The following is a 23978-nucleotide window of genomic DNA, read 5'->3' as shown; positions in this document are numbered from 1 at the left end:
AGCCAGAGCCAGAGCCAGAGCCAGAGCCAGAGCCAGAGCCAGAGCCAGAGCCAGAGCCAGAGCCAGAGCCAGAGCCAGAGCCAGAGCCAGAGCCAAAGCCAAAGCCGTGGATAAGCGTTATTACTGCACGCTTCTCTTCAGTCAGCCAACCGGGACAAAACAATAACAGCAATGCAATGAAAGAATTGCGGTGGCTGGTTCATTAGTAACCACTTAACTTTAAATTTACATTCGTTCAAACCGGCTCAGACCCGTGCAAACAGGCTGCTGTAAAGACCTCTGCCTGCTACAAATTAGTGCGCCAGAGTTATTTAGTATCTAAGTAGCTGTTTATTATAGGTAACCATCTAAAATTTCAGCCTGAAATCGCCACGATTTCACTCCTTCAGGGCGTAATTAACAGCCTTAAGGCGAAGCGATTGGCTGATAAAAGGTGCGTTTTGGCACGGCAGCGAAGCCGTGAAGCTACACTGAAAAAAGATACTCAGAAAATATCCCTCAGTTATCCACAGAAAAAGTGGATAACTTTTTTCAGACGGAAAAACTTCACTCTCTGCCTGCTATTCTCCCGATAAGCGATTCTGTCTTGCAGGCTGTTAACTGAGGCTGACGAAACGCGGTGTCGTCAGGATATGTCCGCAGACTCGCGTGACGAAACCAGCATGGTTCAGCAACATAACGTTCACTGCGATCGGTAACAGCGTTTTGTTTAGCACAGTTTGAGCCTCATCCCGTCATATACCCCCATCATCGCAGGCTGGAAATCGCTAACTGGCCCATTTGCTGTTTACAGTGAATAGCGCTATCCGGGGAGTAAACCAGACTTTGCCATCTTATCCGGATAAGAACAAAGGCCGTCGCCCGCGGTTGTGCTGCCTTCAGATTTCGTTGTGTTGTCAGAAAGTCGCCGTCCACTGCAATCAGTAAAGCGTGATTGGGGATTCGGCGTTGCCTAAGGCTTTCCCGGCGGAACGGGGATTAAGAGATAGCAGGCTGAAGAGAACGACAGAAACCAGAAAGAGGAAAGCAGAAAAAAAACCGGGCCAGGCCCGGTTTCGATGCGGATTAGCCCGCCAGCCAGGCGGTGATTTGTTTGACCATCGCCTCGGTAGAGATGCCATAACGATCATGCAGCGTTGGCAATGCACCTGCCGCCAGAAACGCATCCGGCAGTGCGATTTGCTTAAAGCGCGGCGTGACATTGTTACGCATCAGTACCCCGGCAATCGCCTCGCCTAACCCGCCTACCACCGAGTGATTCTCAGCCGTGATCACCAGCCGATTCATGTCGACCGCTTCCCCCGCTTCGCGCAGGATGGTCGCTTCATCCAGCGGCTTGATGACCGGTGAATGCACCACCCCCACCTCAATGCCCTGTTTCTCCAGCGCCTCGGCGGCTTCCAGCGCCCGCATCGTCATTAACCCGCTGCTGATGATCACCGCATGCTTACCGCCACGCAGACGCTGAGCTTTACCGTGCTGATAGCGATAGTCATATTTATCCAGCACCAGCGGGACCTTACCACGCAGCAGCCGCAGATAAACCGGACCCTGATGTTCTGCGATGGCGGGCACCACCTGGCTAATCTCCAGCGCATCGCAGGGATCGATAATGGTGAGATTAGGCATCCCACGGAAGATAGCCAGATCCTCGGTGGCCTGATGACTGGGGCCGTAACCGGTGGTCAGGCCGGGCAGCGCACAGGCAATTTTGACGTTCAGATTTTCTTCGGCGATTGCCATACAGATAAAATCATAGGCCCGGCGTGAAGCAAACACGGCATAAGTGGTGACGAACGGGGTAAAGCCTTCACGCGCCATCCCGGCCGCCGCGCTCATCAGCAATTGTTCCGCCATGCCCATCTGATAGAAGCGTTCAGGAAACGCATCAGCGAACAGGTGCAGGTCGGTGTACTTGCTTAAATCAGCCGTCATGCCGACCACATCAGGCCGTTGCTGCGCCAGTGATACCAGCGCATGTCCAAACGGTGCTGAGACCGTGGGCTGACCCTCGGCGGCGATCGATGCAATCATTGCTGAGGTCGTCAGGCGTTTTTTCTGTGGTTGTGAACTCATCTCAGGCTCCTTGCTCCAGCGCGGTCAGGGCTTTATCCCACTCATCGGCATCGACCCGAATGAAGTGCGTTTTCTCACGACTCTCCAGAAAGGAGACGCCTTTACCCATTCGGGTATCGCAAATAATCACCCGGGGTTGCGGGTCCGGCCAGCTACAGGCGGCATCAAAGGCTGCCTGTAAGGCTGCAATGTCGTTGCCATCAACCCGCTGCGTATACCAGCCAAAAGCCTGCCAGCGATCCACGATCGGCTCGAAGGCAAGAATCTCGCTGCTGTGACCATCAGCCTGTTGATTGTTGACGTCGATAATGGCGATCAGATTATCCAGTTGCCAGTGCGAGGCAGACATCGCTGCTTCCCAGGTCGATCCTTCATTCAGCTCGCCATCAGAAAGTAGGTTGAAAACCCGCGCCGTCGATCCTTTCTGCTTCAGGCCGAGGCAGGCGCCAACCGCGATACCCAATCCATGACCGAGTGAGCCGCCGGTGATCTCCATTCCCGGCGTATAGGCTGCCATTCCCGACATCGGTAAACGGCTTTCATCGGTGCCGTATGTTTCACGTTCCTCTGGCGGTATCACGCCCGCTTCAAGCAGCGCGGCATACAGCGCGATAGCGTAATGCCCAATCGACAGATAGAAGCGATCGCGCTGTTCCCAGTCAGGCTGGTCGGCACGATAGTTCATGGCATGAAAATAGCTGACAGCCAGCAAATCGGCGGCACCCAGCGCCTGGCCGATGTAGCCCTGTCCCTGAACCTGACCCATTAATAAGGCATGGCGGCGAATATTGGTGGCGCGTTGTTGCAGCGAAAGACCGGAAGATGCGTGCAGATGGTCAGTCATGTTACCTCCTGTTTAACGATTAACGTCTGCTGCCCGGATGCGCAGCACGCACAGCGCGCCACCCAGCAGTACGGCAGCGATAAAATACATTCCCGATGCGGGCGAGCCGGTTGCCGTGGTGATGGCACCAATCAGCCACGGCGAGAAGAAACCCGCCAGGTTAGCAATACAGTTCACGGCGGCGATGCCTGCGGCAGCAGAGACTCCGCCCAGCAGATTGGTTGGCAGCATCCAGAACAGCGATGAAGCAGAGAGGATGCCGGCGGCAGCGATGCACAGCGAGAGCAGCGACAGAGAGACGCTGTGGCTCATTAAGGTCGCCATTGACAAGCCGATAAGTCCCACCAGCATCGGGATAACCAGATGCCAGCGCCGCTCACGATGACGATCGCCACTGCGACCGGCCAGCAGCATAAAAATGATGGCGCACAGGTAGGGCAGGCTGGTCAGCAGGCCAATATGCAGCGGCTGGCTGACGCCTGAGTTTCTCACCAGCGTCGGCAACCAGAAGGTCAGGGCGTACTGGCCCATTACCACACAGAAATAAATCAGCGCCAGCAGCCACAGACGCTTATCAGCGACAAACGCTTTGACCGTGCTGTGACAGGCTTTCTGCTGGTTGTCCTCATCAAGATCGGCGCGTACCCGGCGTTTTTCGTCTTCATCCAGCCAGTCCGCCTGCTCAACACGATCTTTCAGCACCAGCAGCACCACTAAACCCATTGCAACCGTAGGGATAGCTTCCAGCAGGAACATCCATTGCCAGCCTGCCCAGCCATGAAAGCCGGCAAAAGTAGCCATAATCCAGCCAGAGAGCGGGCCGCCGATCATTCCGGAGAGCGGGATGGCAATAAACCACAGCACCGTCATACGGGCGCGTCGGTAGGAGGGGAACCAATAGGTAAGATAGAGCAGCAAGCCCGGCGCGAGGCCGGCCTCGGCTACGCCAAGCAGGAAGCGCAGCAGATAGAACTGCCATGCGGTTTCGACCAGCGCGAACAGCGCCGAGATCATGCCCCATGTGATCATGATGCGGGCGATCCAGCGGCGAGCGCCGACCCGATGCAGAATCAGATTACTGGGGACTTCAAAAAAGAAGTAGCCGATGAAGAAGATCCCGGCACCCAGCCCGTAGACCGTTTCGCTCAGCGACAGGTCGTCCATCATCTGTAATTTAGCGAAGCCGACATTCACGCGGTCAAGGTAGGCACAGAGGTAGCACAGCATCAGCCAGGGCATTAAGCGCCAGGCGATTTTGCGATAGGTGAGATCGCGCGCAGCAGCGGCTGCGCTCAGGTTAAGCGTGGTCATGGTATTCACTCCCGGTATAAGCCCGCCGAGTGCGGGCAGGGCAGGGCGCTTGTTAGTGGATGAGCATGCCGCCGTTGACGTCGAGCGTGATGCCGGTCAGGTAACCGGAGAGATCGCTGGCGAGAAACAACGCTGCGTTGGCGACATCGCTGGCTGCGCCAAGGCGGCCAAGCGGAATACCGTCGATGATGGCGTGGCGGCGCTCATCCTGCAGCAGACCGCCGGTGATATCGGTCTGGATCAGACCGGGAGTAATTGCATTGATACGAATCTGATCGGGACCAAATTCGCGCGCCATCGCTTTGGTTAGCCCCAGCACGCCAGCTTTGGCTGCGCTGTAGTGCGGACCGCCAAAGATACCGCCGCCACGCTGTGCGGAGACGGATGAGAGACAGACAATACTGCCGCTTTTCTGCTGCTGCATGGTGGGGATCACCGCCTGTGACATCAGCAGCGTGCCGCGCAGGTTCACATCAAGGATGCGATTGTAATCTTCCACGCGGATATCCAGCGTTTTTACCGGCTGGGTGATACCGGCATTGTTGACCAGCACATCGATGCGACCGTAGTGCTCAAGCACCTGATCGACTGCGCGGCGCACCGTAAGCGGATCGGTCACGTCGGCGGCCAGCCCCAGATGGCCATCACCACACGCCAGTGCGCTGGCTCTGGCCGCCTGCAGATCTAAATCCAGCACCACGACGCGGGCACCGTGGTGAGCAAAACAGGCGGCTGTTGCACGGCCGATGCCGCGCTGCGAAGCCGCACCTGTGATAATCGCAACTTTATTTTCAAGTAACATGGTCCACTCCAGAAGAATAATTATTAGTGGTTCGGTATGCCTACCGGCAGGGTCACGATCAGAATTGATAAAGCCGTCGATATTGGCAATGCAAAAAAATTCATTTGATGCTGAATGAATTTGTTGGTTTGATGCAGTTAACATTTCTGCGGTTTAAAAACGGGCACACATCACAAATTTTCTGCACGGAGGGAGAGATGGAAAAGCAGACCGACCACTTACCGTCAATTAAATCGCTGCGGGTGTTTGAACAGGTTGCCCATTTTGGCAACGTGGCGCGTGCGGCGGAGGAATTAAGCATTACGCCTTCTGCCGCCAGTCATCAGCTGGCAAAACTGGAGCGTGAACTGGGCTGCATCCTGTTTAATCGCTCGGCAAAAGGGGTGGTGCTGACGCTGGCGGGTGAACATTACCTGAAGGAAATCAGCCCGATACTGCTGGGTCTGGCGCAGGCGACGGCGCGCATCAGTAATGAGAAAGCGCGCAGCAATTTGCGTATTCACTGTGCGCCCAGTTTTGGCCTGCTGTGGCTGCTACCGCGGATCCATAAATTCCGTGACAGCTATCCCGAATTCCAGCTGACGCTCTCCTGCTCCTACGAGAACTTATCTTTCAGCCGCGATAATATTGATATTGCGGTGCGTCACGGTTTTCCGGACTGGAAGTCATTCGACATTAAAACCATCCGCCATGAAAGAATGTCGGTGCTGGCTTCGCCCGGCTATTTAGCCCGCCATCCGGTTAATCAGGCTAGCGATTTAATTCATCATGCTTTGATATTATCGGAATCGCCGCTTATTCAGTGGCCGCAGTGGTTTGCTGCTCAGCAATTACCCCAGCCGGATAATGAGTGGTTATTTCGCTTTGACCGATCCTATATGAGCCTGGAGGCTGCCATGTTGGGTCATGGGCTTATTTTTGAAAGCGAGCTGCTGGCTGAGGATTATATACGCAGCGGTAAACTGGTCAGGGTATTGCCGGAGCACTATAGTCTGCCGGTCAGCGCGCACCATCTGGTCTACCCGCGCGGCTTTGCCCAGTTTCCCCGCGTTAGCCACTTCCTAAACTGGATTCAGAGCGAGCTGAAAGAGTTAATATAATGTTAAATTAAGTTTCGCTTCGTCACTATTCCGCGCCTCCTTCCGGCGCGACTTCCGCTATTATTTCGGCGCACTGTTTTGTAATTAATTATCCCGCCATAAAAAGCGCATTGCTAAAGCTAATTCAAAAATACCGTCTACACTTCATCTCCCAATCGGTAAAAAAGTTCCATTTTTATTCCGTATGAAATTTAATCAACGGATGTTTAACTTGTTAATGGCAGGGTAATTATGAGTACGAATACACCAGACTCTGGTGAAGCGGGCGAACACGCGCCTGCCGATACGGTACGCCAGCGTATTTTTTTAGTGGTGCTGGTAGCCACTATGGGTGCGCTGGCTTTTGGTTATGACACCGGGATTATTTCGGGTGCCTTACCTTATATGACCTCACCGCCGGATCAGGGCGGATTGGGGCTGAACTCCTTCACTGAAGGGTTAGTGGCTTCTTCACTGGTGTTCGGTGCGGCTATCGGTTCGTTCCTGAGCGGCTTCTTCTCCGATCGCTTCGGACGTCGTATCACGCTGCGCAGCCTGGCCGTGTTGTTTGTGCTGGGCTCGCTGGGCACGGCGCTGGCACCGTCGGTCAATGTGATGGTGGCGATGCGTTTCCTGCTCGGTATTGCGGTTGGCGGCGGTTCGTCCACCGTGCCGGTGTTCATCGCGGAAATTGCCGGGCCGCGACTGCGTGCGCCGCTGGTCAGTCGTAATGAGCTGATGATAGTTACCGGACAGCTGATCGCCTACGTGGCCAGTACTCTGTTGAGCTACCTGCTGCACGATGAGCATCTGTGGCGTTACATGCTGGCGATTGCCATGGTGCCGGGCCTGCTGCTGTTTATCGGGACCTTCTTTGTGCCAGCGTCGCCTCACTGGCTGGTGGCCGAAGGTCGTCTTAAAGAAGCGAAAAAAATCCTTAAATACCTGCGCGAAACGCCGCGTGAAGTGCGTCATGAAATGGCGCAGATGAAGAAGCAGGCGCGGGCGGCAGAGCGCGGACCTGATGCGAAAACCCTGATCCGCGAGAAGTGGGTGATCCGTCTGATGATCATCGGTGTCGGGCTGGGCTTTGTTGCCCAGTTCACCGGGGTGAATGGCTTTATGTATTACACCCCGATCATCCTTAAACAGACCGGGCTGGGCACCAGCGCCTCGATTGCCGCGACCATCGGTAACGGGGTGGTCTCCGTCGTGGCGGCCATTGTGGGTATCTGGGCGGTCAGTCGCTTCCCGCGTCGGGCGATGCTGATTACCGGCCTCTGTCTGGTGATCACCTCGCAGATTCTGCTGGGAGCGGTGATGACCTTCATCAGCCCGAGCCTGATGCAGAGCTACCTCGCCCTGGGCTGTATTCTGCTGTTCCTGTTCTGTATGCAGATGTGCATCTCACCGGTCTACTGGCTGATGATGTCGGAACTGTTCCCGATGCAGTTGCGTGGCGTACTGACCGGTGGCGCAGTCTCATTACAGTGGATCTTTAACGCGATCGTCGCCTTTGGCTTCCCGCCGATAATGGAATATGCCGGCAGCACCACCTTCTTCATCTTTGCTGCGATTAACGTCGGCTCGCTGATCTTTGTTATGGCGATGGTGCCTGAGACGCGCGGCAAGAGTCTGGAAGAGATTGAGTCCCATATGAAAGAGAAGTTTGGCGAAAAATCCGAAGTGGCGAACGCCAGCTAATTTTTTCCGCCAGCGTCACACCGAAACCGGACTGAACCCAGTCCGGTTTTTTTTATCCTGATACGCGGAAGACCGCGCCATACCTGGTCTGAACCCCTTATCTCCTCCGCCTGACGTTCACTGTAATCAGCAGAAAACCCTCGGTTAAAATGTGCGCACCGCTGGCGATTTCAGCCTGAAATTCTGCTTGCTGGCCGATCGGCACGGCGGATGCTAACCGGCTTAGTGTGGCTTATCAGTGAATTAAGCGAAGCATGACCGCTGACAATCTGCATCTCAGGCGCTGCGCTATACTCATTCGTCATGACCTGCGCGCGCTGACGAGACCTGCTATGAAAAATGCCATTGCAACGGTATTGCTTACCTCGACGCTGGCCGCCGGGCCGCTTTACGCAGAAACCGCGGTTTCATCACTTTCTTCGTGGTGGGACGGCGTGACGGATGATGTCGCCACAACGTGGAATGTGCCGCAGCACACCGATGTTTATCTGCCTTTTATCAGCTGGCATGCCCGCTTCATGTATGACAAAGAGAAAACCGACCACTATAACGAGATGCCGTGGGGCGGTGGTCTGGGGATTTCACGTTACAACGACAGCGGCAACTGGAGCGCGTTATATGCGATGGCGTTTAAAGACTCGCACAATAAATGGCAGCCGATTGTCGGTTATGGCTGGGAGAAAGGCTGGTATCCGGGCGCGAATCAGGACTTTCGGTTAGGCGCGGGACTGACCGCAGGCATAACGGCGCGCGATGATTTCGGCGGATATATTCCGTTGCCGATCGTATTGCCGCTGTTCTCCGCCGGTTATAAAGCACTTAATCTTCAGTTCACTTATATTCCCGGGACCTATAACAACGGCAATGTCTTATTTGCCTGGTTCCGTTATGGATTTTAATTTCTCAGGAAAGGATGCATGAGCAGGACGTTAACTTTTATTGCCCGCTGGGCCAGACGTATCACGCTCGCCGCTGCGCTGGTGGTGATACTGTTGCTGATTTTGCGGGTCTATGAGGCCGGTCGCGGACCAGAATTACACCGCTGGCACACCTGGGTTCCGCATGAGTTAAGCGTCGGGCAGCTCGATCACGCCAGCTATGCCGATTACCTGACGGCAGAGAACCGGCTGTTCGATGAGATGAAACGGCAGGTCAGCGACAAGCTGGAGGCGGATGAGAAAACACCGCTCAATCGCTACTACGCCCACAGCATGATCTACCCTGAAAGTTTTGATCACGACTGGAACCGCTCTTATGTGCTGCGGCCCGCGGGCATACCGCGTGGCGCGGTAGTGCTACTGCACGGCCTGACTGACAGTCCTTATAGCCTGCGCCATGTGGCAGAAGCTTATCAGCAGCAGGGTTTTGTCGCGGTGGCATTGCGGTTACCCGGTCACGGCACGGTCCCGGCGGGTCTGACCGATGTAGACTGGCAGGACTGGCTGGCCGCCACGCGACTAGCGGTACGTGAAGCTACCCGGCTGGCGGGTGAGAATGCGCCGTTGCATCTGGTTGGATTTTCAAACGGCGGGGCGCTGGCGGTGAAATACACCCTCGATAGCCTGGCCGATCACCATTTACGCCGCCCGCAGCAGCTGATCCTGCTGTCACCGATGATTGGGGTAACCCGCTTCGCCCGGTTTGCCGGTATCGCCGGGCTGCCTTCCATCTTTCCAGCTTTTTCCAAAACCGCGTGGCTGAACATTGTGCCAGAGTTCAATCCCTTCAAATACAACTCCTTTCCGGTACACGCGGCCCGCCAGACCTATTTACTCACCCAGGCGCTGCAAAAACAGATTGTGCAGGAGGCCCGGCGTCAGCAGCTGGCCGACTTCCCGCCGGTACTGACCTTTCAGTCGGTGATGGACTCGACCGTCAGCACCCCGTCGGTTATCCGCTCGCTGTATAACTATCTGCCGGATAACGGCAGTGAGCTGGTGTTATTCGATATCAATCAGGCGGTCAGCGTCAGTCCACTGTTTCGTCACTCCTCTTACACCGCCGTTAATCAGTTGCTGCCGGCTGCCCGACGTTTATATACCTCAACGGTGATCACCAACGCCTCGGCGACCTCGCTAAATATGGTGACCAAAACCGTGCGTGCCGGTGAGACCACTGAACAGACGCAACCTCTGGCGATCAATTACCCGGCCGGTCTCTATTCTCTGTCGCACGTCGCGATCCCGTTTCCGCCGCAGGATGGGTTATATGGCAGCGAGCCAGCGGTAAAAAATCAGTTCGGCATCAGCTTTGGCACGCTGTCGCTGCGCGGTGAGAGTGCGGTGCTGATTGTCGGCCTCGACTCGATTATGCGTGCCACCTCGAATCCGTTTTATCCCTACATGATCGACAGAATCGATCATCACATCGGCTGTAGCGATCGGCCGCAGCTCACGGAATGCCTCAGGCGTTTCTGAGGGCATCCCGCGGATAAAAAAGCCCGCCAGGCGGGCTACAGGCTTCAGAAGCCGTTGAGCGTTGTCATGATCTCATCGGTTAACGTCAGGCGGGCGCTGGCGAGGTTCTCCTGCAAATGCTCCGGTGAGGAGGTGCCAGGGATCAGCAGAATATTGGGCGAACGGCGCAGCAGCCAGGCGAGCGCCACCTGCATTGGGGTGGCATTCAGCGAAGTGGCAACGTCACTTAATCGGGTCGACTGCAACGGTGAGAAGCCGCCCAGCGGGAAGAACGGCACATAGGCGATCTGCTGTTGTGCCAGCTGATCGACCAGCGCATCATCCTGACGATTTGCCAGGTTATACATGTTCTGCACGCAGACAATCGGCGTCATAGCCTGCGCCTCGGCAATCTGCTGCTGCGTAACGTTGCTCAGACCGATATGCCGGATCAGCCCGCGTGATTGCAGTTCCAGCAATGCCGCCAGTTGCGGTTCCAGCGAACCCTCTTTGGGCTTCGCGGCATTAAACATGCTGCGCAGATTTACCACCTCGATCACATCCAGTCCCAGATGACGGAGGTTATCTTCTACCGCCTGGGTCAGCGCTTCCGGCTCCATCGCTGGCAGCCAGCCTCCTTTATCATCCCGCCGGGCACCGACTTTAGTCACAATGCACAGGTCCTGTGGGTAAGGATGCAACGCTTTTCTGATGAGCTTGTTGGTTTCATGCGGGCCGTAAAAATCACTGGTATCAATGTGATTAACCCCTGCGGCAACGGCATCACGCAGACGGGCGGCATCTTCAACCACCGCCCAGCGCACCTCACCGGCAAGGGTGACCGGGATTACCCGCTGTGCCGCCGCAAACTGCCGTAATGCCGCCATGGCCTGTTGCCGATCGCCGCTGAAACGCGCCTCAATTTCAGCTTGCGACAGCGGGCCGAGTTCACGTAGCAGATCGACGATGCCTTCGGCATGCTGGGCCTGATAGCGTGGCTCCAGGCGCTGTAACTCCTGTTCTACCTGCCCGACAACGGCCGGAGCCAGCAAATCACCTTTATCGGTCTGACCCAACAGTTCGCCCAGCAGGTTACTGTCGAGCGCCAGTAAAGAAGCGTGGCGCTCTGCCTGCGGCGCATCGCTGGCATAGATAAATTCTGCAACATAGCCAAACAGCAGCGGCGCCGCGAACGGTGAGGGGACGTCAGTCGTGACCTCGACAAACTGCACGCTTCCCTGCTGTATCTGATTCATCAGACGGTGCAGGGCGGGCAAGTCGTACACGTCCTGCAGACACTCGCGTGCGGTCTCAATCAGGATCGGGAAATCCTGATACTGGCGAGCCACTTCCAGCAGCTGACCAGCCCGTAAACGCTGCTGCCAGAGCGGGGATCGTTTACCCGGATTGCGCCTCGGCAGCAGCAACGCCCGGGAAGCGCATTCACGAAAGCGGGCGGCGAACAGCGCTGATCCGCCGATGGTGTCAGAAACGCGCTGCGTCAGGTTATCGGCATCAAACACAAACAGTTCCGCGCCTGGCACCCGACCTTCGCTGTCGGGAAAGCGGGCAATGATGCCGTCGTCGCTGGCGACCACGGACGCATCAATGCCGAGGCGCTGCTGAATGCGTGCCGCAATCGCCAGCGCCCAGGGCGCATGGATACGCTGCCCCTAGGGGGAATGCAGGATCACCCGCCAGTCACCACTTTCATCACGGCAGCGCTCAATCACCAGGGTGCGATCGCTGGGAAGAACCCTGGTGATTGAGCGCTGTTCCGCCAGTAACGCCAGCAAATTGTTGACCGCATTGTCATCCAGCCCGAGTGAGCGCAGATAACGTTGTGCCTCGTCGGGCGCGGCGCTATCAAGCTGGCGTAAAAAAACCGCCAGGCTGGCACCCGCATCGGCGGCACGGCCAATACCTTCGCCGCGCCAGAACGGCAGACGTGCGGATCGGCCTGGCGCTGGCACCACCACCACCTGATCGTGGGTTATCTGCTGGATCCGCCATGACGTTGCGCCGAGGGTAATGATGTCATTCACCCGCGATTCGTAAACCATCTCTTCATCCAGCTCGCCGACCCGGCGCGAACCTGACTGCTCTTCGCCCTCCGGCAGAATAACGCTGAACATGCCGCGATCGGGAATGGTGCCGCCGCTGGTGACGGCCATATGTTGAGTGCCGGGCCGCGCCGTTAGCAGGCCGCTTTGGCGATCCCAGACCAGGCGGGGACGCAGATGAGTGAAATCATCCGACGGAAACTTGCCGGCCAGCATATCCAGCGTAGCGTCGAACACGCGGCGTGACAGAGTGCGGAACGGATCGGCACGCCGCACCCGTTCAAACCATTCATCCGCCTGCAACGGATCCATAGAGACCGCTGCCAGCGTCTGCTGCGCCAGAATGTCCAGCGGGTTACGCGGCGGCGAAAGGGCGTCAAGCTGACCGTTCTGCATCGACTGTACCGTCACGGCGGCGTCAAGCAGATCGCGGCGGGTGCGGGGAAACAGGATACCGGTCGAGGCTCCGCCAACCTGATGTCCGGCCCGGCCTACCCGTTGCAGCGCGCTGGCCACTGATAACGGCGCGCCGACCTGAATCACCAAATCGACCGGCCCCATATCAATGCCGAGTTCAAGGCTCGACGTCGCCACCACACAGCGCAGTTCACCCTGTTTCAGCGCCGACTCAATTTCGCTGCGCTGTTCTTTCGATACCGAACCGTGGTGGGATCGCGCAATAACCGCGGACGCGCTGTCGCTGCGATTCTGGCTGCCGCCGGCAAAAGAGTCATATTGCTGCGCCGGATGCGGTTGTTTTTCCGCTGACTGCGCCGCCGCGTAGCGTTCATTCAGTCGCGCGGTCAGTTTTTCTGCCAGCCCGCGTGAGTTAGCAAACACCAGCGTGGCACGATGCGCCATTACCAGCTGCAGAATGCGGGTTTCAATATGGGGCCAGATAGATCCGCTGGCCTGGCCCGTCCCGCTATGAGGTTTCGGATCGCTGGCGATATCGGTCATGTCGGTCACCGGCACTTCAATGCTGAGATGCAAGGTGCGGCCAGCGGCGGGATTCACCACCTGAGTCGGCTGACAGCCGCCAAGGAATGCCGCCACCCGTTCGACCGGGCGTACCGTGGCGGACAGGCCAATGCGCTGAGCGGGCTGCGGCAGTAATGCATCAAGCCGCTCAAGGCTGAGCGCCAGTTGAGAACCGCGCTTTGATCCCGCCACCGCATGCACTTCATCAACGATTACCGTGGTGACGCCCTGCAACGTATCGCGGGCTTTTGAGGTCAGCATCAAAAACAGCGATTCCGGGGTCGTAATCAGAATATCCGGTGGCCGTCGCAGCAGTTTTGCCCGCTCCGCGCTGGGCGTGTCACCGGATCGCATCCCGACCTGCAACCTTATCTCTGGCTCGCCGCGTTGCTGACGTTCGGCAACCACGCCGGCCAGCGGGACATTGAGGTTGCGCTGCACATCGGCCGCCAGCGCTTTTACCGGCGATATGTACAAAATGCGGGTGGTGGTCTGGCGGTCAGGCGCAGGCTGCCCGGTGCGTAAATGGAACAGAGAGTCGATTGCGGTCAGGAAAGCCGCCAGAGTTTTCCCTGAGCCGGTTGGCGCAATCACCAGACAGTGCTGACCGCTGGCAATAGCCTGCCATGCCGACTGCTGCACCGGCGTAGGGGCGTCGAAGGCGGTAGAAAACCAGCGCCGCGTGGCGGGTGAAAACAGCGCTAAAGCATTATCAGGACCGGATTCAGGCATGGTATTTATGGCGTTACGCCTCGACAGCGCTCAGTGAATCAACCCGTTGAGTGTAAATGATAATCGCCGTTTGTGAATGACGTGCCGACTGACGGCACGTCATTCAGCCCACTCCTCAGGATTGTGCTGTGCTGGCAAATGAACCGGATCGCACCGCCAGCAGCGACACCAGCGCCAGCATCACTATCGTCATGCCATAAAGAAATACGGTCTGGGTCAGACCAATGTGTGGCGCGGCGATGCCTGCCAGAATCGCCGGTACGGCAAAGGCGAGATAGCTTTTGATTAAAAAGGCAGAGAACAACCCGGCACGCTCATGGCTTTCCGCCAGTTGCATAATGATCTTCAGCACATTTGAAAAGATTGAGCCAAATCCCTGTCCCGCAATAACAGTACCGAGATAGAGCAAGGCGACGCTATGCAAACCAACGCCAGTCAGCGTGACACTGACGCCAGCTATCAGCATCAGCGTACCGATTAACAGCGCTCGCGCCGGTGCTAACGACCGGAAGATAAACACCGCGGCGGTCGCGCTCAGCATCAGGGTCGTCACCACGCTGCCGCCAACAAAAGGTGAAGTCAGGCCGGTAGCGCTGATCACCAGCGTCGGCATTAATGAGAGATAGAATCCGCCCAGCATCCAGGTCGCAATGTTCACCGGCGCGACTTTCAACAACGGCCCCAGCGCCCGACGCGGGATCATCACCTGCGGTCGGAGTGCAGCCAGCACGCCCGGCTGTGGTGAAATGGTTTCGGGTATCAGCGGTAACAGCGCCATCATCACCAGCATCGTCAGCAACAACAGCGCATAAAGCGTGACGGTAGGGAAGGGAGCGTAAGTGACCAGGATGCTGCCTGCCAGCGTTCCCAGCGTCATTCCCAGAAACGCGGTGACTGAGTTGAGCAACGGACCACGATGTTTATTGGCATCGATCAGGGTAGCTCCAAAGGTTGGTAAAGCGATACCGGTCGCAAAGCCCTGAACCATCCGGGCGCCGATTAAAACCGCGGCAGAATCAGCGTAGATAAAAATCATCAGCGCCACGCTATTGAGCGCCAGAGCCAGCAACATCAGTGGCCGGCGGCCGGTATAGTCAGAAATTTTCCCCACCGTCAGCAGCGCGGCCAGTAACGCGAAAGCGTAGACCCCAAATATCACGGTGAGCAGCGATGGGCTCAGATGAAACAGCGTGCGGTAGAGCGGATAAAGCGGCGTCGGGGCACTGCTGGTGGCTGAAATCAGTACCGCGCCAGTGAAGCTGAAAAGCGTCAGACGCACAGCAGACTGAGGTGTCAAAGCGGGCTGGATGGCTGTCATGATCTATACCTTAATGCAAAGGATTAGCTTTAATCAGGTATACGGGCAGCGCGGCCTTAATGCAATATCTTTGCTTTAACCTTTCCTGCGGTGCAGTTAGCAGGAGGGGATTAAACCGGGTGGGGAACCCGGTTCGGAGAGGTCGTTTTATAATTAACTTATTGAAAAATAGTCATTTTATAGTGTTGCATCCATAAAGGCATAATCGTCAGCCGGTTTGTACGGATAGCTGCGTTACGGATTCGCGGAGAATAGAGTCACTGATTACAGTGAATGAAAAGGAGACAGGAGACAGCAGAAACAGAGGTGAACAGGCCGTATCGACAGATGCCCGACGCTGTTTATGGAAAGAAGCTCGAAGCCGAGCCAGCGCCTGCCTGTTCAGGCCGCCATCTATGCCACCGATTAGTGTGCGATAAAAATAGAATGATAGCCGGACTCAGCGGCAGCCAGGATTGAGCCGCCCTGACGCTAAGCTGGCGGCGGAAAGAGATTGTCATCGATTACAACAATCCAGCCCGGTAATGAATACCAGCGTTGTGCAGCCCGGCTATCATATCCTGCGTCACCGCTCTTAATGACCCTTCAGGCCTGTTTCATCGGCGTGGTTAAAAATTCGGTTTGCTGTTCGGCCAGTGATGTAAATCTGGCCGCTTCAGGATACCGCGCACGGCTCACCGTATCCGGCAGCATCACATCTGTAAAACTCCAGGCGACTGCGATACTGATACCGGCCACGGACAACATATCAGGATGACTTTCCCGCAGCCCGTTATCCAGCGTTTGCCAGGCACCATGAAGTTGTTGAGTGATCCGATTCACCCATGGCTGATGTTGTTTTTCTTCCGGCCTGACACGCTGTTCGTAGACAATCTGCACCGCTTTTTCGCAGGCAGCCAGGGCGAATCCGGTAAGACGCAGATCGCGTTGTTCTTCCGCCTCGGACGCTGATGTGGGTACAGGCGTATGACCGGAATATTTCTCAAGGTAATTAATGATCAGTGTTGAGTCGATCAGCACCTGATTATCATCTGTGATAAGCGTTGGGACTTTAACGGTTGGGTTAATTTTTGCTAAGGCATCAAAATCGCTGAATACCGAAAGCGGGCGATGTTCAAATTGAATACCCAATACTTTCATGTAAATAGCAACCCGTCTGACATAGGGTGAATCCAGCATTCCGATCAGGATCATGGCTCTACCTCATATTCTGTTGATTAACAAAATCAATTAACTGTTCGGCGACAGGCAACGGGACATCTTCCATTAAAAAGTGGCCGGCCTGTTTTAAGGTTTCATCTCACCAGCAACGATTCAGCCTGCAACCAGCGCTCAAAATCCTGCAGGGCAGATTCATTTATTCCTGTTTCCAGCGGTTTGACCAGACAAAATGTCTTGCTCAACTGCTCTGAGTCCGGCCAGGGTGCCACCAGTGTTCCTCTTTCCAGTTCCTTTTCGACGTAGATACGCGGAATCATGGCTACGCCCTGGCCCGCCAACACGGCAGCCAGAGCCATTTCATGAAGGTCATACCTTACGCCCTGCGCCGGATTATCCAGGACTATGCCACTTTGTTCAGCGTAATGAAGCCAGGCATCAGGATTCTGCCGCCTGTGAATACGAGGCAGCCTGTTTAATTGTTCGACCACATTCTGATCGGTTAATAGATCGGGATGGCACACCGGCACCAGTTTCTCCTTAAACAGAGCGTGGGTGCACATACCCGCCCATGCAGGGTGTTCAAAATGTATTGCCGCATCAAAACCGCTGCCGGTCATAATAAAGGGATCGGTTCTGGCCGCGATATTCACGGTGATGTCCGGGTATAAAGATTGGAAACCGCGGAGGCGGGGGATAAGCCACCGGCTGCAAAAGGTGGGCAGGACGGCTATTTCCAGACTTCTGCTGCCTTCAGGCATTCCCATAACGAACTGTGTATCCCGCTCAAGCCGTTCGAGCATTTCCCTTACGTGATGAGCATAGCGTGCCCCGACCGGATTAAGCTTTACCCGGGCTTTAGTACGGTCAAACAGTCTGCAGTTGAGCAGAGACTCCAGGCGAGCAATCTGTCGGCTGATGGCGCCTTCTGTCAGTGACAACTCCTCTGCGGCACGGGCAAAATTACCGTGCCGGGCCGCAGCCTCAAACGCCTGAAGTGAAGCGCTGCTGGGGATTTTTCTGCGCATTAAAATTGCCTTATACGAAAAGTAAGACGATTGGTTAGTGACAAAAACTCACTAACGGGTGCGTTAATATCGTTTTATAACTGGAATAACAGCATATAGCATGAGTTAAAGTCACTAAGCAGGGCTGTAAAGTACTGCTTTATTTCATGCAGAGGTGAGGCGATGTTCTACCTTGTGGCGTGCAGCTATACCGATCCTGAAAGTGAGAAAGAATGGAATGCGTTTTACAGTCTGGAAAAACTGCCAGCGTTGATTTCTGTTAACGGCTTTAGCAGCTCCCAGCGCTTTCAGGCTCTGAGCCAGGACTGCCCGATGTATCTCGCCATTCATACGGTGAAAGATGCGCAGGTGATAACCAGTGAAGAGTATTTACTGAAAGGAGGGGGCAACTTTTCACGCTGGCAGAAGCACATCACAGACTGGCATCGTAACCTCTATGAGTGTGAAGGGATCGCGCCCGCTGTTTCCAGAGATGAAATCCTGTTGCTCAGTACCCAGCCATTACGTTTTGTTGAGAGGCTGGGATGCCATGCACTCACGATGGTGGCATCAGGGTTAGACAGAATGCCGGCGAAGTGCATTGCCTATGTGATGACGCGTGAAGCTGCTGCGCAGATAGCAGATGTGACCGGAGCATACCGTTATGCGCCGCTGACGTCGCAACTGACCCCGCCGCATGGAGCAGATAACGAAGAACGTGCATAAAATATGTCTGACCTGAGTTTGTATATTTAGCTGGAGCAGGTAGACAGTTGCGGTGGCCTAAGCGACATAACGCCTGTCTGCCGTGCTCGCTGTATCCGCACTCCCGGCGCAAAGCCGGCAAGCGTCGATATCATTTATTTCAAAATAGTACCCGGATGCAGACATCCAATTTATGCCGAACGCCTTTGTCATATGACAACATTCCGCACGCCAGACGCGATACAGGATTTTATGCACAAACGGCAACAGGCCGTTCAGGAGCCGCAGGATTCACCGCGCGTGTTGATTGTTCTGGCTCTGCGACACCCCAAATACTGCCGGAAATTAATCAGAGGAAATTATGAACTATCCTGCTTTTCCAAAGCGTCAGATTGGGGATTATCTGGTTACCGCTCTCAGTGATGGCGTGATGTCAGCCAGCCTGGATTTACTGTCAGGCATTGATATAGCAGAAGCGGCGGATATTCAACACAATGCCAGTATCACTCAGCCCGGTAATATTCATATCAATGGCTATCTTATTCAGGGCAGGGGACAAACCCTGCTGGTCGATGCTGGTGCTGGTGGTCTGAACAATGTGGGCGGACAGCTTGCATGTCATCTTGCTGCAACCGGTGTCAGCCCGGATGAGGTGAATAGCGTATTACTGACGCACGGCCACCCTGACCATATTGGCGGATTATTGGATGCAGCAGAGCAGCCCATGTTTAAACATGCCGAACTTCATCTTCATTTTCTTGAAGCGGAATACTGGCAGGATGAAGAAAACTTCAAACGAGCAAATGAGCGCGGACAGCGTAATTTTAAGCTGGCCCGACGGGCGCTAAGCGCGTATGCCGGCAAGATACGCCTGATTAACCAGGATGAGATCGCTGAGGGCATTGCTCCGGTCTGGTTGCCAGGACATACGCCAGGGCATACCGGATTTCGCATCACTTCAGCTGAAGAAAGCTTATTGATCTGGGGAGACATCGTCCATTTCCCCCCTATCCAGGCAGCACGCCCGGAAGTCTCAGTTGTTTTTGACTGTGACCCTCGTCAGGCTGAAGAGACGCGGAAAAAAATTCTCTCACAAGCGGCAAGAGAAAAATTGCTGATTGCAGGAATGCACTTAGACCGGCAGGGATTTGCCCGCGTGTCTGAAGCGGGTCAGGGATACCGTATTGTCTACCAGCAGAATGAATGAGCAACCGCGTCTGGTGAACGCCTTTCGGAAGCCGTTCTTACCCCGTCCTGTTAATTAAAAGTGGGGCAGATTGCAGGCAGCACAGGATCAGTGACTCACGAGGATGTGACGGCTATCAGCAACGGAATCGGCAGGCAGAGAGGACGTGCTGGCGTTGCAAGAAGCCATCAGAGATAAACCCCCGATGATAAAATTTGTTGGTATGACTTTTAAGGCGACAGGTTACCGGCATGTATGCAAATATTGCTTATAAACTTTTATTCGGGTACTGAGGCTATGTTTTCTGTTCCCTTTCCTGTTATTACGCTGGTGGCGCTGCTGATTTTGATTGTGACAGCGCTATTCTCTGAAAAAAAACGCCACGGCGGCACTCTGCGTTTCCTTTTCGCCTGTATAGCGCTTATTTGTTTCAGCATGCTGCGCTGGCAATACGAATCAGCCATGCTCAGGAATATTCAATCAGTGCTGGCAATACTGCTGCCTCCTCTGGCATGGCATTGTTTCATCTCAATGACGGAAACGAATAAGCAGCATCGCTGGCTGATGTTTTTATTGCCTCCAGCAACGGCCTTATTGCTCAGGTTTTATTGGCCCGTTGCGACGGATGTTATCCTGTTTATCATATTTGCGGGGTATGGATGTGAGCTCTTCCGTATTGCATGGCGGGGGGAGTCAACATTCACGCTGAGCCGACTGACTGAAACAACACATATCGTCAGGATGGCTTTTTTCGCAGGCAGCTTTCTTTGGATATCTGCTTTAACCGATCTCGCGATTGCAATTGACTTCAGCATCGCCGCTGGAGAACAGGCACCGGGTATCATTGTTTTTTTCCAGATGACACTGCTCCCTCTGATTGCCGCAGCTATTATCAGTGCGGGAAGAACAACGACACCCGGGAATAATAGCAGGGAAGAAGCGATCCCCATTAATGCTGTGACGCCTGCGAACGCGTTTTCGGAGATTTATAACAGACTCGAAAAATACGTTTATGAAAGCCAAATTTATCTTAATCCTGATCTTACGCTAACGCTTCTGGCACGAAAAACAGGTATACCAGCACGACAACTTTCCGGCGCGGTCAATTCTGTGAGTCAGTGTAATGTCTCGCAGTGGATCAACGGCTTCAGAATTGAACGGGCAAAGGTGTTGCTGTTAAGCACCCTTTTGCCCGTGACGGAGATCATGCTGGAGTCTGGATTCACCACTAAATCAAATTTTAATCGTGAATTCCTGCGGGTCACTGGCGCATCGCCTACCTTGTTCCGACAGCAGGTGGAGAATAATCAAGAGCAGCATTCAGGAATGCACTGATCTTACGAACCAGATTTTGATGAATATCCGATCTATTTGCATTGGCACCATCCTGGCAAACAATCTCATCACCCGGTGATTCTTTGTGTAACAGGTTTTCAGCGCCGGGTTTACAACGCTGCATGAAACTGAAATGCGTGGCGCCCTCGACTATTTCATAGTGCCTCCAGTCCGGATTGATGTTGGCAGCCAGATATCCCGACTCCCCGGCTGCAGGCAAATCTGCCAGTTTGTCCGCCTGGGCGGCTAATATCATGACGGGTATGTGTATCGCATTCAGACTTTGAGACGTAAAACCCGGTGCTAAGCCAGAATCCAGAGCAACGATAGTCCGGACCCGGCCATCCTTGTTATTTGCCGTCATTTTTTCCCGCGAAGATGCTTCATTAATACCCAGCTTTTCTGTCAACCGACAGTCGCCCCGTTGGGGATGGTTTTGACAATCCTGGATAAACCGGTAAGGGTCAAATCGCGCACCTGCGAGCGACATGACTGTCCATCCGCCAAGAGAGTGCCCTAAAGCAGCAATTCGGTCCTTGTCCGTTACGCCGAAAAGCGCAGGGGAGCGAGTGACGAAATCAATAACCCGGGACAAATCGTGCGGACGTTGCCACAGCTTTTTAGCCTTTACCGGGTTCTGATCAAAGGTAGTTGTGCCTGGATGATCCGGAGCGGCAACAATATATCCCTCAGCTACCATCGCCGCGGCAATCCATGACAGATTGCGCCAGTTTCCGTTGTATCCGTGTGAGATAACCAGCAGCGGGTGAGCCCCAGCCAATGGCGGCGCATTGGGGATCACCGTAACGCCAACGAAAGCGGGATTACTTCCTTTATCTGCTGTATTTCCCTCAGAAGCCGCGGGATACCACACCGTCACATTTAAAGCTTCCGGCGTCGAGTCGGATAACCTTAGCTGGCGAAAACCTGGATAGGCCTGAGCCTGCAAGCCGTAGAGAAAAACTGTCAATAAACAAAAAACGCGGATGCACAACATAAACAGTCCTGTAGCGATTGATTGAGCAGCAGGTATAGATCGGACTGGTCATTCTGGCGTCCTGGAACATGATTAAGGTCCTGAATTTAGCTTTTTAAGCCTCTTCCAGACTGATTTCTGACATCCGGATGCCTGGATATCACTACCAGCGTGAATGACTCGCGGATTAAAGGAGAGCTTATGCAGCGTCGGCTATCAGTAAGAAGTGGACGTACAGCGGCCCTGACGCTTAAGCAGCTCGCTGTACCTTCCACTTTTATCTAAAACGCCTGCAACTCACTCCGTTTCTCAGGAGCGGTATCGGTCAGGGAGGCCCTGACGTGAGGCAGACTCTGCGGGTAATTTTGCTGAATAAATTCAATCATCTTTTCCCGCACGTAACAGCGTAAATCAAAGGCTATCGGCGAGTTCTGAGCGGTCATCAGCATCCTGATGGTCATGGTTTTCTCGGTGGTATCGGTCACCTGAAGCACCTTAGTTTCCCGATCCCAAAGCTTGGTTTCATTCAGCACCTTATCAAAATGCTGTCGCAGCGGTTCCAGAGGCATCGAATAATCAACGTAGAGAAAAACTGAGCCTAAAATCTGGGCATTATTGCGCGTCCAGTTCTGGAATGGATTTTCTGTAAAATAGGTGATCGGCAACACCAGCCGGCGCAAATCCCAGATTCGCACTACCACATATGTCAGGTTGATCTCTTCTATCCAGCCCCATTCTTTTTCTACCACCACCGCATCGTCAATTTTGATCGGCTGCGTAAAAGCGATCTGAATACCGGCAAACAGATTGACCAGCGACTTCTGCAGGGCAAAGCCGATGATAATACCGGCTACGCCAGCACCGGCGAGGATAGTGGTGCCAAATTTCCGGACGCCAGGGAAACTGAGCAGAATCAGAGAGAGGCAGAATAACACCAGTATGACGATCACGACTTTCTTCACATAAATGATCTGCGTGCGAATTTTGCGCGCACGAAGATTATTCGAAATATTAATGTCGTAGCGGATATAAAGCATATCCTGCGCTACGTTGGTCAACCGGATTAACACTGAACAAAATGATAATATTATAAAGACGTTTACTGTATTGGTGATAAATACCAGCAGGTCCGGATGAATGTTAATGTAATTTATCCCTACATTGATCAGCAGTAGGGGAATAAAAAGAAACATCGATCCACGAAGGTGCTTTTCAAGTGACTTGAAGAGCTTTCGGTCACGACTCTGCCAGTAGCGAATAAACCTGAGAAGGATAAGGCGTGCGAGAAAACCCAATACAAACGAGAGAGAGAAGAGTAATACAACAGGCACCCATGACGGGAGGCCAGATAACTCATCAAATATCAACGGCATTATTTTCCCTTATATTCAGTCAACAACCTTGGGTTGTCAGATAAATTTAAAAATTCAGTAACCGTTGTTTTCACGGTTATCAGCAGGTAAATCACGTAACACCCCGGCTTACCCGTAATTCAATTTATCAACTGACGTAACACATGAAATCTCCTGAAATCCCGAAATTTATCAATATCAATGCCCACATCGGCATCGTTATGTCGTTTGCTGCCCGGCCAGATAGCCGGGCGTCCACGCTGTGTGCCCGTCGCAGCGCGACGACATGCACAGCATTTAGTATGAACTATAGTGGCCGGGTTAACCGAAAATGGTTGCGGCCGGCGTGGTTATGCTGAAACGCAGTTGTCTGGGTGATGAGCCGTGCCGCTCCCCGCCGCTGAGCTGAGCTGAGTTGATTAGAGCTGAGCTGATCTCCGGAAGCGGTTCCGCAGCAGCGCCTCTGCAAACCGGCTGGCGTGATGAATGTGATGGGCTAATGCAGGCTATCGCAACCGGAAGAGGCACAGAGGAATTATTCCCGCTGATAACGGCAGGTGAGAGACCAATGTTAATCCCGCCATCATCATAAGATGCGCACGCGTGGTCGGAACCCGTGAGACGACATTGATACCGTTTGGCTCGTCGGGTTAAGCGAACGCTGCCGTTTCGGCGAGATGATCCGGTCCAGGGCTGGCAGAGTATTTTATGCGTTTCGGTCAGTTCACTGAGTCATACCGCCGCTACCCGCCCACACTTAGCCGGCGCGCTGAACAGCATCTGCGCATTTTTTCCAGACGATAATGCACGCCTGATATCAGGCAGAGAATCGCCGTCTCGGTAGAACGCTAAAACGGGGAGGCTTTGTTGAATAAATCGAACTTTTGCTGAGTTGAAGGATCAGATCACGCATCCTCCCGACAACACAGACCATTCCGTGGCAAAGCAAAAGT

General features: G+C 54.3%; 18 protein-coding genes and 1 pseudogene. 7 read left to right on the top strand and 12 right to left on the bottom strand.

Features of this window, described 5'->3' with window-relative positions; genetic code table 11:
• Positions 1-1065: 1065 nt before the first annotated feature.
• The 4 genes from FHW04_RS22770 to FHW04_RS22755 are packed head-to-tail and all read right to left on the bottom strand — an operon-like array spanning position 1066 to position 5033.
• Positions 1066-2076: a transketolase family protein gene (locus FHW04_RS22770; protein ID WP_089562526.1), complete on the bottom strand. Its 1011-nt coding sequence runs from the start codon at positions 2074-2076 to the stop codon at positions 1066-1068.
• A 1-nt stretch (position 2077) separates the two neighbouring features.
• Positions 2078-2920, bottom strand: coding sequence for a transketolase (locus tag FHW04_RS22765; protein ID WP_031376961.1), 843 nt, complete (start codon positions 2918-2920; stop codon positions 2078-2080).
• 12 nt (positions 2921-2932) lie between these two features.
• Positions 2933-4231: an MFS transporter gene (locus tag FHW04_RS22760; RefSeq protein ID WP_031376960.1), complete on the bottom strand. Its 1299-nt coding sequence runs from the start codon at positions 4229-4231 to the stop codon at positions 2933-2935.
• 52 nt (positions 4232-4283) lie between these two features.
• Complete coding sequence (locus FHW04_RS22755; RefSeq protein ID WP_031376959.1) at positions 4284-5033, bottom strand: SDR family NAD(P)-dependent oxidoreductase; 750 nt, start codon at positions 5031-5033, stop codon at positions 4284-4286.
• A 197-nt stretch (positions 5034-5230) separates the two neighbouring features.
• Between FHW04_RS22755 and FHW04_RS22750 the strand changes: the two genes are divergently transcribed.
• The 4 genes from FHW04_RS22750 to FHW04_RS22735 all read left to right on the top strand — a co-directional run bounded on the left by FHW04_RS22750 (position 5231) and on the right by FHW04_RS22735 (position 10233).
• Entirely contained in the window at positions 5231-6133 is a 903-nt protein-coding gene (locus tag FHW04_RS22750) for a LysR substrate-binding domain-containing protein (protein WP_031376958.1), read from the top strand.
• A gap of 231 nt (positions 6134-6364) precedes the next feature.
• A complete protein-coding gene (locus FHW04_RS22745; RefSeq protein WP_031376957.1) occupies positions 6365-7816 on the top strand; it encodes a sugar porter family MFS transporter in 1452 nt (483 codons plus the stop codon).
• Between the two features lie 332 nt (positions 7817-8148).
• Positions 8149-8715 carry a lipid IV(A) palmitoyltransferase PagP gene (gene pagP, locus FHW04_RS22740; protein ID WP_069729579.1) on the top strand — a complete coding sequence of 189 codons (567 nt, stop codon included), beginning with the start codon at positions 8149-8151 and terminating at the stop codon, positions 8713-8715.
• A gap of 18 nt (positions 8716-8733) precedes the next feature.
• Positions 8734-10233, top strand: coding sequence for an alpha/beta hydrolase (locus tag FHW04_RS22735; protein WP_031376955.1), 1500 nt, complete (start codon positions 8734-8736; stop codon positions 10231-10233).
• 44 nt (positions 10234-10277) lie between these two features.
• Here the strand turns inward: FHW04_RS22735 and FHW04_RS22730 are convergent, their stop codons facing one another.
• From FHW04_RS22730 to FHW04_RS22705, 6 genes and pseudogenes are all read right to left on the bottom strand, one after another.
• Positions 10278-11468 (bottom strand): oxidoreductase, encoded by a 1191-nt coding sequence (locus tag FHW04_RS22730; protein ID WP_422662139.1) that lies wholly within the window; start codon positions 11466-11468, stop codon positions 10278-10280.
• Positions 11460-11840 (bottom strand): annotated as a pseudogene (locus tag FHW04_RS22725) (ATP-dependent helicase); the annotation flags it as partial. The gene FHW04_RS22730 and the pseudogene FHW04_RS22725, both read right to left, overlap by 9 nt.
• 45 nt (positions 11841-11885) lie before the next feature.
• Positions 11886-13988: a DEAD/DEAH box helicase gene (locus FHW04_RS22720; protein WP_089562524.1), complete on the bottom strand. Its 2103-nt coding sequence runs from the start codon at positions 13986-13988 to the stop codon at positions 11886-11888.
• A 115-nt stretch (positions 13989-14103) separates the two neighbouring features.
• Positions 14104-15306: an MFS transporter gene (locus FHW04_RS22715; protein WP_181956063.1), complete on the bottom strand. Its 1203-nt coding sequence runs from the start codon at positions 15304-15306 to the stop codon at positions 14104-14106.
• A 585-nt stretch (positions 15307-15891) separates the two neighbouring features.
• The gene (locus tag FHW04_RS22710) at positions 15892-16500 is read right to left on the bottom strand and encodes a glutathione S-transferase (RefSeq protein ID WP_089562523.1); all 609 of its coding nucleotides are present in this window, start codon (positions 16498-16500) and stop codon (positions 15892-15894) included.
• Between the two features lie 101 nt (positions 16501-16601).
• Positions 16602-17492, bottom strand: a complete 891-nt coding sequence (locus FHW04_RS22705) for a LysR substrate-binding domain-containing protein (RefSeq protein ID WP_069729574.1) — start codon at positions 17490-17492, stop codon at positions 16602-16604.
• A gap of 162 nt (positions 17493-17654) precedes the next feature.
• On the opposite strand from FHW04_RS22705, the gene FHW04_RS22700 reads away from it, so the two are divergent.
• The 3 genes from FHW04_RS22700 to FHW04_RS22690 all read left to right on the top strand — a co-directional run bounded on the left by FHW04_RS22700 (position 17655) and on the right by FHW04_RS22690 (position 20697).
• Entirely contained in the window at positions 17655-18197 is a 543-nt protein-coding gene (locus tag FHW04_RS22700; RefSeq protein ID WP_031376949.1) for a hypothetical protein, read from the top strand.
• 340 nt (positions 18198-18537) lie between these two features.
• Positions 18538-19383 carry an MBL fold metallo-hydrolase gene (locus FHW04_RS22695; protein ID WP_031376948.1) on the top strand — a complete coding sequence of 282 codons (846 nt, stop codon included), beginning with the start codon at positions 18538-18540 and terminating at the stop codon, positions 19381-19383.
• A 234-nt stretch (positions 19384-19617) separates the two neighbouring features.
• Positions 19618-20697: a helix-turn-helix domain-containing protein gene (locus FHW04_RS22690; protein WP_227022004.1), complete on the top strand. Its 1080-nt coding sequence runs from the start codon at positions 19618-19620 to the stop codon at positions 20695-20697.
• On the opposite strand, the gene FHW04_RS22685 is transcribed toward FHW04_RS22690, so the two are convergent.
• Positions 20639-21694, bottom strand: coding sequence for an alpha/beta hydrolase family protein (locus FHW04_RS22685; RefSeq protein ID WP_089562522.1), 1056 nt, complete (start codon positions 21692-21694; stop codon positions 20639-20641). The genes FHW04_RS22690 and FHW04_RS22685 overlap by 59 nt on opposite strands.
• Positions 21695-21954: 260 nt before the next feature.
• A complete protein-coding gene (locus FHW04_RS22680; protein WP_089562521.1) occupies positions 21955-23046 on the bottom strand; it encodes a mechanosensitive ion channel family protein in 1092 nt (363 codons plus the stop codon).
• Positions 23047-23978 lie beyond the last annotated feature (932 nt).

The sequence above is a fragment of the Pantoea sp. AN62 genome, from assembly GCF_050432985.1.
GTDB classification, from domain to species: Bacteria; Pseudomonadota; Gammaproteobacteria; order Enterobacterales; family Enterobacteriaceae; genus Pantoea; species Pantoea brenneri.
Note: the sequence above shows the minus strand (reverse complement) of the source record. Positions and strands in the feature narration are given on the sequence as shown.

Excerpts from the sequence above, each read along its gene's own strand:
- FHW04_RS22770 (WP_089562526.1), bottom strand. The coding sequence starts at position 2,076 with ATGAGTTCACAACCACAGAAAAAACGCCTGACGACCTCAGCAATGATT.
- FHW04_RS22765 (WP_031376961.1), bottom strand. The coding sequence starts at position 2,920 with ATGACTGACCATCTGCACGCATCTTCCGGTCTTTCGCTGCAACAACGC.
- FHW04_RS22760 (WP_031376960.1), bottom strand. The coding sequence starts at position 4,231 with ATGACCACGCTTAACCTGAGCGCAGCCGCTGCTGCGCGCGATCTCACC.
- FHW04_RS22755 (WP_031376959.1), bottom strand. The coding sequence starts at position 5,033 with ATGTTACTTGAAAATAAAGTTGCGATTATCACAGGTGCGGCTTCGCAG.
- FHW04_RS22750 (WP_031376958.1), top strand. The coding sequence starts at position 5,231 with ATGGAAAAGCAGACCGACCACTTACCGTCAATTAAATCGCTGCGGGTG.
- FHW04_RS22745 (WP_031376957.1), top strand. The coding sequence starts at position 6,365 with ATGAGTACGAATACACCAGACTCTGGTGAAGCGGGCGAACACGCGCCT.
- pagP (WP_069729579.1), top strand. The coding sequence starts at position 8,149 with ATGAAAAATGCCATTGCAACGGTATTGCTTACCTCGACGCTGGCCGCC.
- FHW04_RS22735 (WP_031376955.1), top strand. The coding sequence starts at position 8,734 with ATGAGCAGGACGTTAACTTTTATTGCCCGCTGGGCCAGACGTATCACG.
- FHW04_RS22730 (WP_422662139.1), bottom strand. The coding sequence starts at position 11,468 with ATGAATCAGATACAGCAGGGAAGCGTGCAGTTTGTCGAGGTCACGACT.
- FHW04_RS22720 (WP_089562524.1), bottom strand. The coding sequence starts at position 13,988 with ATGCCTGAATCCGGTCCTGATAATGCTTTAGCGCTGTTTTCACCCGCC.
- FHW04_RS22715 (WP_181956063.1), bottom strand. The coding sequence starts at position 15,306 with ATGACAGCCATCCAGCCCGCTTTGACACCTCAGTCTGCTGTGCGTCTG.
- FHW04_RS22710 (WP_089562523.1), bottom strand. The coding sequence starts at position 16,500 with ATGATCCTGATCGGAATGCTGGATTCACCCTATGTCAGACGGGTTGCT.
- FHW04_RS22705 (WP_069729574.1), bottom strand. The coding sequence starts at position 17,492 with ATGCGCAGAAAAATCCCCAGCAGCGCTTCACTTCAGGCGTTTGAGGCT.
- FHW04_RS22700 (WP_031376949.1), top strand. The coding sequence starts at position 17,655 with ATGTTCTACCTTGTGGCGTGCAGCTATACCGATCCTGAAAGTGAGAAA.
- FHW04_RS22695 (WP_031376948.1), top strand. The coding sequence starts at position 18,538 with ATGAACTATCCTGCTTTTCCAAAGCGTCAGATTGGGGATTATCTGGTT.
- FHW04_RS22690 (WP_227022004.1), top strand. The coding sequence starts at position 19,618 with ATGCAAATATTGCTTATAAACTTTTATTCGGGTACTGAGGCTATGTTT.
- FHW04_RS22685 (WP_089562522.1), bottom strand. The coding sequence starts at position 21,694 with ATGTTGTGCATCCGCGTTTTTTGTTTATTGACAGTTTTTCTCTACGGC.
- FHW04_RS22680 (WP_089562521.1), bottom strand. The coding sequence starts at position 23,046 with ATGCCGTTGATATTTGATGAGTTATCTGGCCTCCCGTCATGGGTGCCT.